The sequence below is a fragment of the Planctomycetota bacterium genome, from assembly GCA_016235865.1.
Lineage (GTDB): Bacteria > Planctomycetota > MHYJ01 > JACQXL01 > JACQXL01 > JACRIK01.
Genome location: JACRIK010000027.1, coordinates 211608 through 229402, shown reverse-complemented (window position 1 = coordinate 229402; position 17795 = coordinate 211608). Strand labels below are relative to the sequence as shown.

At 48.3% G+C, this 17795-nt stretch carries 12 protein-coding genes; 10 read left to right on the top strand and 2 right to left on the bottom strand.

Annotated features, from left to right (window positions below; translation table 11 throughout):
- Nucleotides 1–56 precede the first annotated feature (56 nt).
- The 3 genes from asnB (at nucleotide 57) to dinB (ending at nucleotide 4451) form a co-directional block, all read left to right on the top strand.
- Nucleotides 57–1955 (top strand): asparagine synthase (glutamine-hydrolyzing), encoded by a 1899-nt coding sequence (gene asnB, locus HZA49_09210; protein MBI5779615.1) that lies wholly within the window; start codon nucleotides 57–59, stop codon nucleotides 1953–1955.
- Between the two features lie 63 nt (nucleotides 1956–2018).
- Nucleotides 2019–3242, top strand: coding sequence for a DEAD/DEAH box helicase (locus tag HZA49_09205; protein ID MBI5779614.1), 1224 nt, complete (start codon nucleotides 2019–2021; stop codon nucleotides 3240–3242).
- Nucleotides 3243–3263: 21 nt separating this feature from the next.
- On the top strand, nucleotides 3264–4451 hold the full coding sequence (gene dinB, locus HZA49_09200; protein MBI5779613.1) for a DNA polymerase IV: 1188 nt from the start codon (nucleotides 3264–3266) through the stop codon (nucleotides 4449–4451).
- 91 nt (nucleotides 4452–4542) lie between these two features.
- On the opposite strand, the gene HZA49_09195 is transcribed toward dinB, so the two are convergent.
- Nucleotides 4543–7818, bottom strand: a complete 3276-nt coding sequence (locus HZA49_09195) for a PDZ domain-containing protein (protein MBI5779612.1) — start codon at nucleotides 7816–7818, stop codon at nucleotides 4543–4545.
- 285 nt (nucleotides 7819–8103) lie between these two features.
- Between HZA49_09195 and HZA49_09190 the strand changes: the two genes are divergently transcribed.
- Both HZA49_09190 and HZA49_09185 read left to right on the top strand, forming a co-directional pair.
- Nucleotides 8104–9843 (top strand): hypothetical protein, encoded by a 1740-nt coding sequence (locus HZA49_09190; GenBank protein ID MBI5779611.1) that lies wholly within the window; start codon nucleotides 8104–8106, stop codon nucleotides 9841–9843.
- A gap of 7 nt (nucleotides 9844–9850) precedes the next feature.
- Entirely contained in the window at nucleotides 9851–10759 is a 909-nt protein-coding gene (locus tag HZA49_09185; GenBank protein MBI5779610.1) for a hypothetical protein, read from the top strand.
- 11 nt (nucleotides 10760–10770) lie between these two features.
- Here HZA49_09185 and arsB read toward each other — a convergent pair whose 3' ends face one another.
- Nucleotides 10771–12210: an ACR3 family arsenite efflux transporter gene (gene arsB / locus HZA49_09180; protein MBI5779609.1), complete on the bottom strand. Its 1440-nt coding sequence runs from the start codon at nucleotides 12208–12210 to the stop codon at nucleotides 10771–10773.
- Nucleotides 12211–12434: 224 nt separating this feature from the next.
- Between arsB and HZA49_09175 the strand changes: the two genes are divergently transcribed.
- From HZA49_09175 to groES, 5 genes are all read left to right on the top strand, one after another.
- Nucleotides 12435–13295, top strand: coding sequence for a site-specific DNA-methyltransferase (locus HZA49_09175; GenBank protein ID MBI5779608.1), 861 nt, complete (start codon nucleotides 12435–12437; stop codon nucleotides 13293–13295).
- A 59-nt stretch (nucleotides 13296–13354) separates the two neighbouring features.
- Nucleotides 13355–14641 carry a hypothetical protein gene (locus HZA49_09170; GenBank protein ID MBI5779607.1) on the top strand — a complete coding sequence of 429 codons (1287 nt, stop codon included), beginning with the start codon at nucleotides 13355–13357 and terminating at the stop codon, nucleotides 14639–14641.
- A gap of 42 nt (nucleotides 14642–14683) precedes the next feature.
- On the top strand, nucleotides 14684–14908 hold the full coding sequence (locus tag HZA49_09165) for a hypothetical protein (protein MBI5779606.1): 225 nt from the start codon (nucleotides 14684–14686) through the stop codon (nucleotides 14906–14908).
- Between the two features lie 725 nt (nucleotides 14909–15633).
- Entirely contained in the window at nucleotides 15634–17337 is a 1704-nt protein-coding gene (groL, locus tag HZA49_09160; protein MBI5779605.1) for a chaperonin GroEL, read from the top strand.
- 136 nt (nucleotides 17338–17473) lie between these two features.
- Nucleotides 17474–17761, top strand: coding sequence for a co-chaperone GroES (gene groES, locus HZA49_09155; protein ID MBI5779604.1), 288 nt, complete (start codon nucleotides 17474–17476; stop codon nucleotides 17759–17761).
- Nucleotides 17762–17795: the final 34 nt, after the last annotated feature.

Below are 17795 nucleotides of genomic sequence, written 5' to 3'. Positions count from 1 at the left end.
AAAGGCGGAACAATTTTCCTTGACCCCATCATGGATGTTTGGTTGAATCGTTTCATATGTGCGGTATTTGCGGCAGAATAAACTTTGACAATACCCCGGTATCTGACAACCTAATGCACCGGATGTGCAACACCATCATCCACCGCGGCCCGGACAGCGAAGGCATCTACAATAACAAGCACCAATCACCAAACGCCAATAACCAAACGCCAGTCGGGCTGGGCATCAGGCGATTAGCTATTATTGATTTGACTACCGGCGACCAGCCCATCCATAACGAGGATAAATCCATCTGGCTGGTCCTGAACGGCGAGATATATAACTTTCAGGAATTGCGCGAAGACCTGCTCAAAAAAGGCCATTCCTTCTACACCAAAACTGATACCGAAGTGATTGTCCATCTCTACGAGGAATACGGCGTTGAATGCCTGAAACACCTCAGAGGCATGTTTGCCCTGGCGCTCTGGGATAATAACAAAAGACAGCTCTTCCTGGCCCGGGACCGGCTGGGCAAAAAGCCGCTCTATTATGCGCACACAGATAAATATCTTATCTTCGGCTCTGAACTGAAGGCACTCCTGGTTAATCCCGAGGTCAAAAAGGAAATAGACCCAGCCGCGCTGGATAATTATCTCACCTACTATTATATACCCTCACCCCTGAGCATCTTTAAGGGCATCCGAAAGCTCCCGCCGGCCAGCTATCTTATATGTAATGCCACCGGCGCTATTAAGATAGAACGTTACTGGCAAATTGACTACCGGGCCAAGCATTCGCTCTCCCAAGAGGAATACCAACGCCGGATTATGGAACTGCTTGAAGAATCCACCCGAATCCGAATGGTCAGCGACGTGCCCCTGGGCGCCCTGCTCTCAGGCGGTATTGATTCCTCAGCCATTGTCGGCCTGATGGCCCGGAATTCCTCACAGCCTATCAAAACATTCTCCATCGGGTTCAGCGAAACGGATTATTCCGAGCTCAAATACGCCAAAATCGTGGCTGAACATTTCAAGACCGAGCACCATGAATTCATCGTCACCCCCAAGGTCATAGATATCCTGCCGGACCTGGCCTGGTATTATGGCGAGCCCTATGCGGATTCGTCCATGCTGCCCAGTTACTATGTAGCCCTGGAAACCCGCAAACATGTCACCGTGGCATTGAACGGCGACGGCGGAGACGAGAATTTCGCCGGCTACCCGCGCTATCTGGCCCAGAAACTGATGTCACTGCCCCTGGCCCGGATATTCAGCCGGATGGCGCATTTCCTGATTCCGCCACTGGGCATAGCCGACCCCAAGAGTTTCTTCACCCGCCTGAAACGCTTTACGGCCGTGGCCAGCCTGCCGCCGGCCCAGCGCTACCTGGTCTGGCAACTCTGCTTTAATTCCACCCTCAGGCAAAAGCTATATTCCAACCGGATGAAGGAATCCCTGATCCAACCGGCCGAGAATTATTTATTGGATATCTATAACAACTCCAAGGCTGATAATCACCTGGACCGGATGCTCTATACGGACGTGATGGCCTATCTGCCTGAAGACCTGCTGGTCAAGATGGATATCGCCAGCATGGCCAATTCCCTGGAATCCCGCTCGCCCTTCCTGGACCACAAACTCATGGAATTCACCGCCGGCATCCCGGCCCAGATGAAACTCAAGGGATTTACGCTCAAACATCTGCTCAAGAAATCATTGAAGGAATTCCTGCCTGAAGAAATCCTGATGCGGGGCAAGATGGGATTCGGCGTACCCGTAAGTCGCTGGTTCCGGGGCGAACTGAAAGGATATCTCCAGTCTATCCTAGCGCCTGAAATAATCAGGAAAAGAGGTTATCTCCAGCCCGAACCGGTTCAGGGCTTAATTAATGAACACCTTTCAGGCAATGTCGACCACGGCGACCGGCTCTGGGCCCTGCTGATGCTGGAACTCTGGTTCCGGAAATATATGGACTAATAAGCTAAAAATGTGTAAAATCCCATTAATAACATTAACCAAAAAATACAGAAGGAATTAAATATGCCATTTCCCGAAATAGGCCGGAACGAACCAAGCAACCAGCCCGGACAGGGTTTTTACGGATTGGGTATTGCGCCCAAGATACTCGACGTACTCGAGCGCATCAAATTCAAAACCCCCACTCCGATTCAGTCAAAGGTCATCCCCCAGGCCATCAAGGGCGCTGATATCGTCGGCATAGCCCAGACCGGCACCGGCAAGACCCACGCCTTCGCCATTCCCATGATCCAAAGTCTGGCCCAAAGGCCCGGAGTCGGCCTGGTGCTGGCGCCCACCCGTGAATTGGCCATGCAGATTGACGAGGCCTTCCGCCCGATCGCCCAGGCCTTCGGGCTTAAAACCACATTCCTGGTCGGCGGCGTGCCGCTATATGACCAGACCAGGTCCCTGCGCGGCAATCCCAGAGTCATCATCGCCACCCCGGGACGGCTGATGGACCATATGGAACGCCGCAACGTCCGCTTGGACAACGTGGTTATGCTGGTGCTGGATGAGGCGGACCGGATGCTCGATATGGGGTTCGCCCCGCAGGTCGAGAAAATAATGTCGTTCATTCCCAAGAAAAGGCAGACCATGCTCTTCTCAGCCACCATGGCCAAGGAAATCATGGATGTCACCACCCGGCATATGAAACTGCCCCTATCAATAGAAGTCGCGCCGTCCGGCACCACAGCCGATAAAATCACCCAGGAACTGTTCATTGTCAAATCAGACGCCAAACTGAGATTACTCAACAAGATGCTGGCCCGTTATCCCGGCTCGGTGCTCCTCTTTGTCCGGATGAAACACCAGGCCGGCAAGATTGCCAAGGCCATCCGGATGATGGGCTACAGCGCCTCGGAAATCCATTCCAACCGGACCCAAGCCCAGCGCAAGGAAGCCCTGGACGGATTTAAATCAGGCCGGCACAAGGTCCTGGTCGCCACCGACGTGGCCGCCCGGGGCATTGACGTGCGCGGCATCGAACTGGTCATCAACTTCGACCTGCCGGATGATACCGAATACTACGTGCACCGCATCGGCCGGACCGGCCGGGCCGGGCGTCCCGGGCATGCCATCTCGTTTGCCACGCCGGACCAGAGCCGCGATGTGGCCGATATCGAGAAACTTATCCGGACCCCGCTGCCTATTTCCCGGCACCCGGAAATACCCCAGGAACAATTTGTCCGGACCGTGGTCTGGGCCGCGCGCCGGCCGGGCCGTTTCCGGGGCAGACGGAGATAATCGGCCGATAAAACTTTACTTATGTCCGCTCGCTACATTGTCCATATAGATATGGACGCCTTCTTTGCGGCTGTGGAACAGCGCGACCATCCCGAATTCAAAGGCCAACCAGTTATCATCGGCTCAGACCCAAAAGGCGGCCAGGGCCGGGGCGTGGTAGCTACCTGCTCATACGAAGCCCGTAAATTCGGCATCCATTCGGCCATGCCTATCTCCATCGCCTATGGCAAATGCCCCAAAGGCGTATTCCTGCCAGTCGATATGGGAAAATACATGTCCGTATCAGAAGAAATATTCGCCATACTGGCTGACTTCACGCCCGATGTCGAACCCATCAGCGTGGACGAGGCGTTTCTGGATATCAGCCGGACCCATCACCTGTTCAAAGGCCCGATGGAGGTCTGCCGGCAGATAAAGGACAGGATAAAAAAGGAATTAGGCCTGACCGCCTCAGTCGGACTGGCGCCCAATAAGATGGCCGCCAAAATCGCCTCGGAATTCCGTAAACCGGACGGTCTGGTCGAGGTCCGGCCCGAGCGCCTGCAGGAATTCCTCCGGCCGCTTAACATCCGCAAGATATCCGGGCTGGGCGAAAAGACCGAAATCATTCTAAACCGCATCGGCATCACCACCATCGGCCAATTGGCTGATGCCCAGCCGGCCAAACTCACTGCGTTGCTCGGCGCCAATGGCTACCAGCTTCATCAACTGGCTAACGGCATTGACCCGCGCGAGGTCCAGGCCCAAGGCGAGGTCAAATCCATCAGTAACGAAATCACATTTGACCGCGACACCTCAGAGCGCGCGGTCATCGACCGAACCCTGATGCGCCTGAGCGAAAAGGTGGCCGGTCGGCTCAGGCAGCACCACCTCAAGACCCGGACTGTCACGCTCAAAATCCGGCTGACCGGATTCGACACCTATACCCGGGCCCTGACATTGGATGCGCCTACCTGTTTTGATGATATGGTTTATCAAGCCGTCAAACAGCTCTATTCCGGCTTTGATTGTAAGGGAAAGAAAATCCGGCTCCTGGGCGTCAAGGCCGCCAACTTCTCCGCCCCAACAGTCCAGGCCGAACTGTTCAGTAACACCGCCAAACCAACTGACGCCAAAGCGGCCAAACTCCATCAGGCCATTGACAAGCTGAAAGAAAAGTTCGGTGATAATGCCATCTGCCGCGGCACATCCATAAAAGGCAAAAAGTGAACCCGAAATGCGGCCTGCGGACGTGAACTCGGAATGATTGTATCCCGTATTCTGCATCCTGTATCCTGTATACTACATACTATATACTGGGTTACTTCTCTTCCTTGGTCTCTTCCTTGGTCTCTTCCTTAATATTATTCTTCAATATCCCCTTGTAACTGTCATCCTTGAGCAGGTCTTCCAATTCCTTGTCCGTGTCAATGAAGATGGAGTATTCGGTGTTGACTTCTATACTATTATGAACCCGGCTGGAAACTTCCATCTTCTTGTCATTGATAGTTTTGGGATAGATGTTTTCTTCAAGCCCCTTATCCAGGAAGATGGATAAGCTATACCCACCGTGATAGGTATTGCCGCCAGCCAATGCCACGCTGTCTTTGTAGATATCCTTGCCGCCTAAATCCATGAACAGGCAGAACCCGTTGTGCGCCGAAGCGCCGCGCGAGAATCCGCCGGCATCGTAGGTATCGTTCCCGGCCTTGTCTATAAACGCCACACAGGTCAGGTCCCAGGACAGCCCGGCCACCACCCCGCAGAGCGTCCGGTATTGGTCGTCGCCGGATTCGTCTATGAAATACCCGATGGCCGAATGCGCCGCAAAGCCCTGGGCATATCTGGTGCCCAGGTATTCATCATTCCCGCCTTCATCAGCCAGCATGCCCCAGCCGAAGTAATAGCCGCCGCCCTGGGAAAATGTGCCGGCTTCGTAATAATCGTCGCCGGCCTGGTCAATCAATACGCCGATGCCGCCGGACCGGCTCATGGACGGGTCGGTATAGGCCCGCATTCCGGTGCCGCATCCTTGGGACCAGCCGTCAAAGGTGCCCGGATTGTCCGGATAGCCGTTGGGATGCTTGGTGCTGGCCAGATAATTATCATCCCCGGCCGTGTCAATCAGCAAGCCGAACCCCTTGGGACCGGCAAAGCCCTGGGCAAATTTATTGGCCTGATAGGAATCACTCGCCCCGTTAGAGATGTCATCTTCATCCTCAGGTTCATCAAAAATATCATCATCGGTTAATGATTGGTTAGTATCTAATTCAGACTCAGATGTCTTGATTTCACTTTCCGGAACATTACTTGCCTCGCTTAAGCTAGAGCGGAGCGGGTCTCTAACGGGGTTGGCACCAGCCGACTCATCTTGCGTCTTGGACTTATCAATTAATATCCCGATGCCGAACAGCCCGCAGCCTTGGACATATTCCTGTCCCTTGTAGGAATCCTCGCCATCCGCGTCAACCAGAATTCCCACGCCCAGCAGCCCGGAGCCCTGGGCCCAATCCTGGGCAATGTAGATATCATCCCCGGCGCCGTCATAGAGTATGCCTACGCCCATCACGCCCGCGCCCTGGCATCCGTATCTATAAGATGAATAGCGGTCATTGCCCGCAAAATCAATGATAATAGAAAACGGCTGGTCCGGCTTGCCGGTCTCATAAACCGACCCGCCTTGTTGGTTGGCATAGAAATCATCCCCGCCGATGTCTATGATGACTGCGGCATTCTCCTGGTATCGGTCATTACCTTTGCCTCCGATGATAATCTTTCCAAATGGCGTATCCTTGCTAAAAAGAACCCCTTCTTTATCCCCGGCCTCGCGTTCAATGTCTTTCTTTAGCCCATCAAGATATGATGGCAATAAAACACCAGCAAGCAAATTGCTTGCGGTAAACAGTTTCCGGTAATTGACATAGCCGCATAATTGCAGAAGTTTCCTGTCCCGTTCGTTGGTCTCAGGCATTTCAAAATTACTATCAAGTATCCAGCGGTCGGTCAGTCCATAGATATTATCCTTGAGAAATGCCATATCTCCCTCAGTCAACCCGGCAAAGGCCCGCTTGCGATATCCCTCTGCCCGTTTAAGCAGCTCCTCAATCTGATTACACTGTTCTTGTAATGATATGCCAGTTTTAAGTTCAGGCGTGAACGGTCCCCTCCCTCCACGCGAACATAAAACTATTCCTTCATCTAGTTCATCAATAACTTTAACTAATGTCCACTCATAATAAGTAATTGTTTTCTGCAGGTTATCTATCAAGGTATCACAGATATTAGGTATCTTGAACGGGTCGCGCTGCAGATAGCGCATATCACGCAGACGGAAATCATCGGCATTCTTCTGGTCGTCGCTGTAGCGCTTGAGCAGGTCTTCATATTTGTCCGTGATATTGGTATCGCTGATAATCCGCTTGGCCAGTTGCTCTATGGGCGTGGTGTAATCCATCAGTTCCGGATGTATCTGGTCATTGGTCTCCGGCTCCACCTCCGGCTTGTCGCTGGCTGCCATCCTCGTGCCCAGGGTTATCTTCAATGAAATATTCTTGATATTCCTGGTTATCCCGGCCTTCATCACATCGCCCACCTTGAGATTATTAATAACATCCGTGATATTAGAGGGTGAAACACTATCCTTCATTTCCCCTCCCGCCTTAGCGGGATCTGATTCAGTCGGTTCCTTTTTGTCATTAATCATCAATTCAATCTCATCCGCCGCGCGTAGGATATTCAGCGATACGATGCCGCCGCTACCCACGGCCTTGATATGCTCAGCCATCTTCTCCTGGTATTTCGGTTCCTCGCCTGAAAAGGTATTGCCATCATACGAGATAACGATATCCCCGGTCTTCAGTCCGCCCTGCTCTGCCGGTGAGGCCGGCGAGACCGAGTTTATCTTGATTCCGCCCTGTTCCCTGGCCATGCCCATTGTGGCCAGTCCTTTGACCGGGCCCATACTGATGCCCATCCATCCGGCCTTCTTGCCATCCTTTATCTCCGGCTTGGGCTCAGTGGGCGGCTTGGACGGCTCAATCAGATGAAACTTATTAGGCTCAGAACCGAGTGTTACCGTAAACTCTTTATCCTCTATCTTCTTCAGGGCCGTAAACTCCATCTTATCACCCGGATTGCCGCCATCCTTGAACCCCTGGTATTTCTTCAGGAACTCCTCCTTGGATATAGCCATAGTGGTATTAGAAATAGAATTGATTATCTCTATGATCTCCGCCTGACGGAGCGCCTTTATCTTGAACGCATCCCCGGCCTTCTTCTGGCTGATGGCTGATAAAAGCGATTCAATATTGGCGATTTTAATCCCATCGTCAAATACTATCCCGTCGCACCCTACTATTATATCACCCTTCTTTATACCGGACTCCTTGGCCGAAGAGTTGACATAGATATCCGTGACCTCTACCCCATTGGCCACAGGTTTACCTACAATGCCCAGCCAGGCATCCTTGGTAAAGATGGTCCGGTCAGTCGGGACCACCACCTTAGCCGGCGCTTTGGGAATCTCCGTGGTAATCGTGGTGCAGGATGTGATAAACGCCGCCAGCACAATCAAGGCAAATAATGTATATTTGTTCATATATTTATAAACCCTTTCTTAATCAGCATCATATTCTATTCAACTATAAAATCCAAGATTTACCCGGGAAAAATCCTTGTGCAATTAAAGGGAAAATGACAGGGGGGGGGTAATTAAGTATAGTATCTTCGAATTGCCACTTTCGCTTGACTCGGAGGAAAGAAATGGTAACATACCAATAAAAATATCAGATTCTGCTTGACAAGTTGTAAATGATGGTTATAATTAAATTAAATAACTTCTAAATGATAATAGCGTTGACAGCGTCAAGAGAAAGGAGTTCGTATGCACAACATAACAAAGATAGTGGGGTTAGCGGTTCTCATCTCATTCCTGCTAATCGGCAGTCCGGTCTTGGCGCAGGATAACAGCCAAACCAAAACGGAATACGGTTCTACAGTTACCATATCTGGTCCTTTCACAGTGCCGTCCAATCAATCTTATGATATCATCCTCAGTGCAAATACTGATGCCCCGATTTATCAATGGGGATTTTATGAGAATGGGGTTCTTATAGCCGGAAGTGGCTTTGTCTTTGGGCAAACCTTGGACAAAACATACTCATTTACCAAGACATCAGAAGGTTCACATGCATATTTATTACGGTTCAGAGGCATTGCGGGCGCGCACGGCTGGCCGCCTTATACCGAGGTATCTATTACGGTAGAAATAATGCCTGTTGATACAACGCCTCCTGTGATTACTATTATTAATCCCTATCAATGTGCCAATTATGACTGGGCGCAACAGGTTCCTGTTAATTATTATGTAACAGACCCTGAGTCAGGAATCAAAGAGGTCTCTTCGAGAATTGATACCACTATTGTCCAGAATAATACCAATGTTCAGGCATCATCGTTGGGCTATGGTAATCATATCCTGATAGTTAGGGCGGTTAATAATGCCGGTCTTGAGGCAATTGCTTATGTGACATTTAAGGTAAATCTCTCATCTGCCGAGATGGCAAATATTATAGATTCTTATGTCGCTCAGGGTTTAATAGATAATAAAGGTATTGGACAGGCATTAAAAGCCAAACTGCCATCTCCTATGGATAATCCCAATGCGGCAACTGGTAAATTAAACGCCTTTATTAACTATCTTATTAATACCCCGAGTAGCGAAAAACATATTAAGAGTGAAATAGTGCCGTTTTTATTCCAGTATGCTAAAAGTCAATTAGCGCAACTTTCTCCGCCTCTGGCTGACCTGCCCCAAACGCTACCGTACATCTCAAAATTAGACAGTTATGCAAAAATAACATTACCAAACTCTGACCAAACAATAGATATTTCCCTTAGAGGTAGCGAATACACCATGAATTTTTACACCACTTCAGACCCTAATATCATAGGATATAATGTGGTCAATTATCAGGTTCCGCTTGTTCAGTTCCAAATAGATGGTCATAATGTTGGTTACACCGCCTGGCAGGACCCCAATAACCCCAGCGCCGGAACAATAAATCTTGCTATGTGTGGTTTAATAACAGAACACATCTCAAATCTCTTTACATTAACTGTTGACGGCCAGACCTATGGGCCTTATCCATTTGTGATGGATTTAGTCGGGGTTCAACGATGGCCTGATATTTATACTTCAGATATGTCTTTCTATGGGCATAGCGTAATGTCATCAGATGTGCCATATCTTGCAAATGCTGAGGTAGAAACAAGCCACGGGAAAAAACAGAATTCTATAGAGTCATCCAACCTAACAGCCATCCAGACAAGTGATACTACATGGGAATTAGGTGGTGGATTCCAATTAACCCCATGCGCTATAAAAAATGGCGTTAGGATTGAGGTAAGTTATGCGCAGACAGGGGGAGGCGGGTGGCGCCTCCCAGATAGTAGCATAAGTCAAGACCCACCAGGGTCTGGTACTTACAAGGGTTCTGGTACGATAATACATGAGGGAGACGGGAACCAACCAGCATCCTTAACAATAAGTATTACAATAATTCCCTTGGTCTGTAATCCAGAAACGATATCAGTGACAGTAACTTATACTCCGCCGCAATAAGTTAGCAATGAAGACCTATTACTATTTTGTAGTAATTGTAATGTTTCTTGGACTTGTAGGATGCGCTGCAAATAGTAATATCGCTCCATCGGAAAACCCAATAAAAGAAATCAATGTCCTTTCTCAAGAGGAAAAAGTAAAACTGCTTGCTTTAATTGAACAATATGCGCAGGAACTACGGGCTCAACTTGACTTGAGCAAACAAGCGCAAAAAGACAGGCAAGCACCGCAAGACATTAAACAAATTGTTATTGACTCCCGTATCCTTGTTGCTTTAGATGAAGTAATCGACCAGCAAATCTTAAAAGAATTGAGAGAAAAATATGAGCGTTGTGTGTTACGGGATGGGACTAAAACCCATTATCTGACTGACCGCGAACAAATAAAACAGTTTCTTGATGTGCACACGGCCCAAAAGGGAAGGTTGTTTGGTTCACATAAAATTCCTATATTAACTTTTAATGGCAGAACAGGTACGGTTTCTATCGGAACGGGTTTTTATCCTCATTATTTCCACTACGTTGGAAAAGATGGTAATGAAAGAAAGATATCCTTAAAAAGAGAGATGTTAGCAGGTTACGAAATAACAATTACGCCTGAAATTCAACCGGACAGTCAAGCAATCGCTGTGAATTATCTTCTTGAATATTCCCTTTCCCGCGAAGATAGGGGAGTTATTATTAATGGCGCAGAGAGTATTTCAACAATAAACGAAGAAGATATTCTAAAGCTGAAATATAAAGGTAAGATAATCATTCCGAAAAGTAAAACACTAGTTATAGAATGCTTACCTTATGGCATAAACTTAACCGAGGCAGAAAAAAGAAAACGACTCCTTGTTTTTATTACTTGCACGATAAATGACAATTCTGTTAAGGCGACAGAATCCACAATTAACCCGGTAACGCCAAATTGATTATTAATTTCTTAAGTAAGCAAATCCTGCTCTATCTGCCCCTTTATCTTATCCCGCGCCTGACGAAATGCCAGTAAAATCTCCTCTTCTGTTCCCTTGACATCAACCGGGTCTTCGATATCCCAGTGCAATCTCTTGGCATTGGACGAGAATACCGGGCAGGATTGCCGGGCGCTGTCGCACAAAGTCACGATATAATCAAAAGGCTGGCCCAGGAATTCCTTCACGTCCTTGGCGTGTTGTTTAGAAATGTCAATATTGATTTCCGCCATCACCTTGACCGCATAAGAATTAAGCGCTGAGGGCTTGATTCCGGCGCTGAAGGCCTGAATCTTCTCCGGGCCGAATGAATTGCCCAGCCCCTCGGCCATCTGGCTCCGGGCCGAGTTGTGCGTGCACAGGAACAGGACCCGCTTTACGGCATAATATCTCTTCTGGATAAAGAACGCCACATTTACCAGCCCTATCATCACGGGAACCTCGACCAGCGGGCCGATGACGGCCGCGAATGCCGCGCCGGATGAAATCCCGAATACCGCCACGGCCACGGCGATAGCCAGCTCGAAGTTATTGCTGGCGGCCGTGAATGACAGCGTCACGGACTGGGAATAATCCGCCCCGACCTTCTTGCCCATATAGAACGACACCAGGAACATGACCACAAAATAAATCAACAGCGGTATGGCAATCCGGACCACGTCCAGGGGCAGATTGACGATGTATTCGCCCTTGAGCGAGAACATTACTATAATAGTAAACAGCAGGGCAACCAGGGTAATCGGGCTGATGACCGGAATAAACCGGTTCTGATACCAATCCTTGTTGACCAGTTTAATCAGGGTGAATCTGGTAATCAGTCCGGCCAGGAACGGGATGCCCAGATAGATGAAGACGCTCTGGGCAATCTGGGAGATAGTAATCTGGACCGCCACGCCCTGCAACCCGAATAAAGGCGGCAGGACCGTGATAAACACCCAGGCATAGACCGAGAAGAACAGCACCTGGAATATGGAATTGAAGGCCACCAGTGCCGCGGCGTATTCGCTATCGCCCTTGGCCAATTCGTTCCAGACAATGACCATGGCAATGCACCGGGCCAGGCCTATCATGATGAGACCTACCATATATTCCGGGTATCCACGCAGGAAGATGATGGCCAAAGCGAACATCAGAATCGGGCCGATGACCCAGTTCTGCACCAGCGAGAGAATCAGGACTCGTGTATTGCGCAGGACCCGGCCCAGCTCCTCGTATTTCACCTTAGCCAAAGGCGGATACATCATCAGGATGAGTCCGACGGCAATCGGGATATTGGTCGTGCCGGATATAAACTTATCCCAGAACTGGGCCACGGACGGCCAGAGGTAACCCATAGCCACACCGATGCCCATCGCCAGGAAAATCCAGAGCGTCAGGAACCGGTCCAGGAATGACAATCTCTTATGGTCCATATCATCCCATCATATCCGATTCAATCTGGAAATCCAGATTTAATTGGTAAAACATTAATAAGGTAGGCGCAAAACCTTGCCCAAGCCCAAGGCAAATGGTAGAATAAAAGCAATCCAATTATCATTGACCTTACAAACTAAAAGGATATACTTATTCTATTATGGCAAAGAAACCCAAAAATAAACTCAAAGCAGAACATGCTTATGGCATCTCGAAAAATCCCATGGAGTTTTATGTCCGTGAAGATTCAGCAACTTATAACGCTACTAAACCCTTTAGCGTCTATTACGATAATCCCGAACATTCCGTAAAACTTCTTAAAGGCGATTGCGTTGAGATACTGAATCAGGCGCGAGAAAATAGCGTTGATATGATATTTGCCGACCCTCCTTATTTCCTTTCTAACGGAGGTATTACCTGCCACGCCGGCAAGATGGTCTCAGTCAATAAAGGCCAATGGGATAAGTCAAAAGGCATAGAGGAAACTCATAGGTTTACCACGGATTGGCTGCGTGCCTGCCAGAGGGTCTTAAAACCGGATGGCACCATCTGGGTCTCCGGCACCACCCATATTATCTATTCAATCGGTTTTGCAATGCAGCAACTGGGCTATAAGATTCTTAATGACATTGTTTGGTATAAACGTAATGCGCCGCCCAATCTTTCCTGCCGTTATTTTACACATTCCACAGAGATAGTTTTATGGGCGGCGAAAGACAGTAAAAGCAAGCATTGTTTTAATTATGCGCTGATGAAGAAAATTAATAACGATAAGCAGATGCGTAATGTCTGGCAAATGTCAGCGCCACAAAACGGGGAAAAGAAATTTGGTAAACATCCGACCCAGAAACCGGTGGAACTCTTGACCAGGATCATTCAGGCATCTACTAGAGAAGGTGATTTGGTATTAGATCCTTTCTGCGGAAGTTCAACTACTGGGGTGGCCGCACATTTAAATAGCCGTAAATATGTCGGGATTGACAAGGAAGCGGAATATTTGGAGTTGTCCGCAAAGAGATTAAAGGATGCCATATCTGAAAAACATTCCAATATTTTCTCTTATGCGAAAATAGCAATGTTATGAAAGAATTAGATTTATTCAAAAAGTTTCTAAAGGATCTTAAATCTTATGCGAAAGATGAGATTAGTCTAAATGATATTCAAAGCTCTATATCAAAGATTAATCAATTCTTTTATCAATCCTATCCGGAATTAGGAGTTACAAAAGCCCTTGATAATGAAGAATTCGCATATTTCTCAGAATTCCATAAAGTTTGGGAAAAACATCATAAAGAGATATTAAATCCGAAAGTAGACGAGTCTCAATGTTCCCTTGTTGCTGATGTGTTGCATGATGTTTTCGTTAAGTACAAGGGACGACCCTTTACTGAATTGTATGATACCTATTCTCTGAAACCTAAAGAGGTTTGTCGAATAAGGTATTTTTCTGCTAATCAAGATTTTAGAGGCACAAGAGATTTCGAGAACCTATTTAAGAAATATAAAGACGACCCAAGTATATTTGATATTAAAAATATCAACCAGAATCCGGAAGATTTTTTAAAGAATATTGGAATTACCGGATTATCCCAAAGTGACAAGCGTGTTAAATACGCAATCACCGCATCACAAATTCTAATAGACAATAAAATCGAACCTTATGATTTTCTGTCATTCTGCAATAATGATATTGAGAAGGTGCGAAATCTTTTGATAGATAACCGGGGGTCTGGTTTTGGGAATAAAAAGACAGATATGTTTTTGAGAGATATGGTTGTTTTAGGAGTATGGAAGAATCCAAAGAATTTTGACAAGATTGATGTTGCCAGTGACATCAATACTACCAAGGTCGCCCTAAGAAGTCGTATTCTAAAAACAGATATTATTTTGATTAGCAGTTTCCTGGATATTTTTTGCTATCAATATGGTTTAATAGATCAAATGAATGCGTTGGCTTGGCGAAAGGTATGGGAAATCTGGAATCATAAGTATCCTGACGAGTGTGTCGAAAGTCCCTGCTTAATTGATTATTTTGTCTACAAGGTGATAGGAAAGGATTTTTGTAAAGAGTCGCTATGTATTTTTGAATGTGAAACTAAAAAGCATACTTTCAAATGGCATTCAGGTAGGAATAAAACTTGTCAAGTATGCTTTAAGAATAATACTAAAAACAAAGCCAATATACTGAATAAAGTATTACCTTGTTCTGATAATGATGGATATATAGCAATTGAGCAATCGGATTTTGTTTCAGGAAGGGAACCTTTGCTTCCTAACCTTAAGGAATGTCCATTTGTAATTGTGTGTAATCCGAAAACTAAGATGTTTAGAAAATTAAACCCTCCCAAATCAATAAGCATTTTAGGGCAGACCGGCTGGGATAGTGCCAGAGCAACCGTAGATGAGGGTGGGGGCGGATTAATGTCTTAGATTATTCTATAAAAAGATTCAATAGAATATATGAGGTGCAATATGAAATCAACAAGCAATATTAAATGTCCAGGTTGCAACTCGGAAGATTTTGTATCGGGGCCTAACCGGTATGACCTTTTGAAATTTGTCAGTGGAAATTTCGAGGTTGCTAAATCAGAACTTATTGATGAAGAACGTAGGGTTTTTTGTCGTGAATGCGGGAATGAAATTGACGAGAAAATCTCGGCAGAAAATAAAAGGGTTGTTTTTAAAGGTACTAAATAACAGCATGCGAAAAGAGGAGATGGAAACCAACCAACCCCAACTGATGCTGTTAAGGGAAAAAAAGCATTCTTATAGGGCGAAATAAATTCCCGCAGTTCCGCAGTTTCCGGAAACGCAACACCTAATTCATAAATATCGCGGGGAATATCACCTGCCGCCCGACTGTATGTCTTTCCTATATAAACTGCATTTCTTACGTTGCTAAACTGTATTACTTACACCGGCAAACTGCATTTCCTACGCTGCTAAACTGCATTTCTTCCGTTACCAAACTATATTACCGTCGCTGCTAAACTCTACTACTTCCGTTATTAAACTTTATTACCGCCGTTGCCAAACTGCATTTCCTCCGTTATTAAACTGCATTACTTTCCCGGAAGAACTGTATTTCTTCCGTAGATAGACGGTATGCCTACTATATATAAACCTGGTTTCCCCTATAACGAGGGGGAGTGTCCCCCACCCCTCCCCCAGTGGGGTGTCAGCCCCGTTAGAAAGACCACCCCTTGGGTAATAAAACCTATACCATTGGTATAGATGTAATTAGGTGACTTTCTAACGGGGTCAGCAACCGCACATCACCTGACAATATGGCCACACCATAATATTTTTCTTGACATCTCAAACACGCGCTGATATAATACAGAGCTTTGACAGCAATAGTCCCGACAAATACTGCCCCCGAAATAAATTCGGGACAGGCGGGGACAGAGGAGATTATAATTATGGCGAAAGATATAGTTTTTGACGATGTGGTGCGTAATGCCCTGAAGGCCGGGGTCAATAAGATGGTCCGGGCTATCAAGTCCACCTACGGGCCGGCCGGACGCAATGTCATGATTGACCGGGGCTGGGGCGGGCCGAACATCACCCGGGACGGCAATTCGGTCGCCGATGAAATCGAACTCCACGACCAGCACGAGAACCTGGCCGCCCAGATTATCAAGGAGGCCACCTCCAAGACCTCGGACCAGACCGGCGACGGCACCACCACCACCGCCATCCTGGCCGAAGCCATATTTTCCGAAGGCCTGCGCTATGTGGTGGCCGGCGCTAATTCCATGGCCATCAGCCGGGGCATCAAGAAGACCGTGACCTACCTCGTCGAGGAACTGAAGAAGATGGCTATCCCGGTTTCCACGCCTGAGATGATTGAACAGATTGCCACCATTGCCTCGGCCAACGATTCGGCCCTGGGCAAGATTATCGCCGATACCATGAAGAAGGTGTCCAAGGACGGCGTCATCACCATCGACGACGGCAAGGGCATTGAGACCGAGGTGAAAATCGTCGAGGGCATGCAGTTCGACCGCGGTTATGCCTCGCCTTATTTTATCACGGACCAGGAGAATATGCAGGCCGTGCTCAAAGAGCCCTACATTCTTATCTATGAAGACAAGTTTTCGTCCAATGCCGAGCTGATTCCGCTATTGGAAAAGCTGGCTGAGGCCAAAAAGCCCCTGCTGATTATCGCGGATGACATCGAGTCAGACGCGCTGGCTACGCTGGTGGTCAATAAGACCAAGGGCATCCTGGAGTGTGTCGCGGTCAAGGCGCCCGGCTACGGCGACCGGCGCCGGGATATGCTGGAAGATATCGCCATCATGACCGGCGGCGAGGCCATATTCAAGGATTTGGGCATCGAACTCAAGAAACTGAAACTGACCTCGCTGGGCCGGGCCAAGAAGGTTATCATCGATTCCGAGAACACCACGATTATCGAAGGCGCGGGCGCGGATAAGAAAATCCAGGAGCGGGTCAATAAACTCAGGTCCGAGATAGCCAAGACCGATTCGGATTACGACCGGGAGAAGATTGAGGAGCGGATAGCCCGTTTCAGCGGCGGCATCGCCCAGATAAATATCGGCGCCTCGACTGAAGCCGAGATGAAAGAAAAGAAGGCCCGGGCTGAGTCAGCCCTGGCCGCGGTCAAGGCGGCCAATGCCGAAGGCGTGGTGCCGGGCGGCGGCGTGACCCTGATGCGCCTGGCTGATAACCTGAAGAGCGCCAAACTGGACTTGGAAAATGATGAGACCATCGGACTGGCCATCGTGCGCCAGGCATTGGAGGCGCCGTTCCGCCAACTGCTGGCCAACAGCGCCGTTGAGCCGTCCGTGGCTATGCGCAAGATAAAGAGCAACCCGGACCTGCAGTTCGGATACGATATCATCGCCGGCGAGTTCAAGAACCTGGTCAAGGCCGGGATTCTCGACCCGATTAAGGTGGAACGCTACGCCCTTATCAATGCCGCATCCATCGCGGAATTATTGCTGACCAGCGACACGGCCATCACCGATGTCAAGGGCGACGAACCCGAGATGCCGGCCGGAATGCCTCCGGGCGGGATGGGAGGAATGGGCGGCATGGGTGGAATGCCAGGCATGGGCGGAATGGGTGGTATGCCTGATATGGGCGGGATGGATTACTAATATATAAATATCCCCTCCCTTGATGGGAGGGGTTAGGGGCGGGTGATTAATTTATTCCCCTCACCCCTGCCCTCTCCCACAAGGGGAGAGGGTTTGTTAGAAACTTTAACAGCGCGTAAGAGACAAGGAGAACAATATGAACCTCAGACCATTAGCAGACAGAGTCGTGGTAAAACCCCTAGAGCGTGAAGGCAAGACCAAGGGCGGCATCGTCCTGCCGGATACGGTCAAGGAGCGTCCGCAGGAAGGCGAAGTCATGGCCATCGGCAACGGCAAACTGCTGGATACCGGCAAACGAGCCCCGCTTTCCGTCAAGAAGGGTGATAAGATTCTCTACGGCAAATACTCCGGCAATGAGATTAAAGTCAACAATCAGGAATACCTGATTATGACTGAATCAGAGATACTGGCCAAGGTTGAGTAAATACGTAAAAACCGTCAAGGGTAGTCAAACGTAG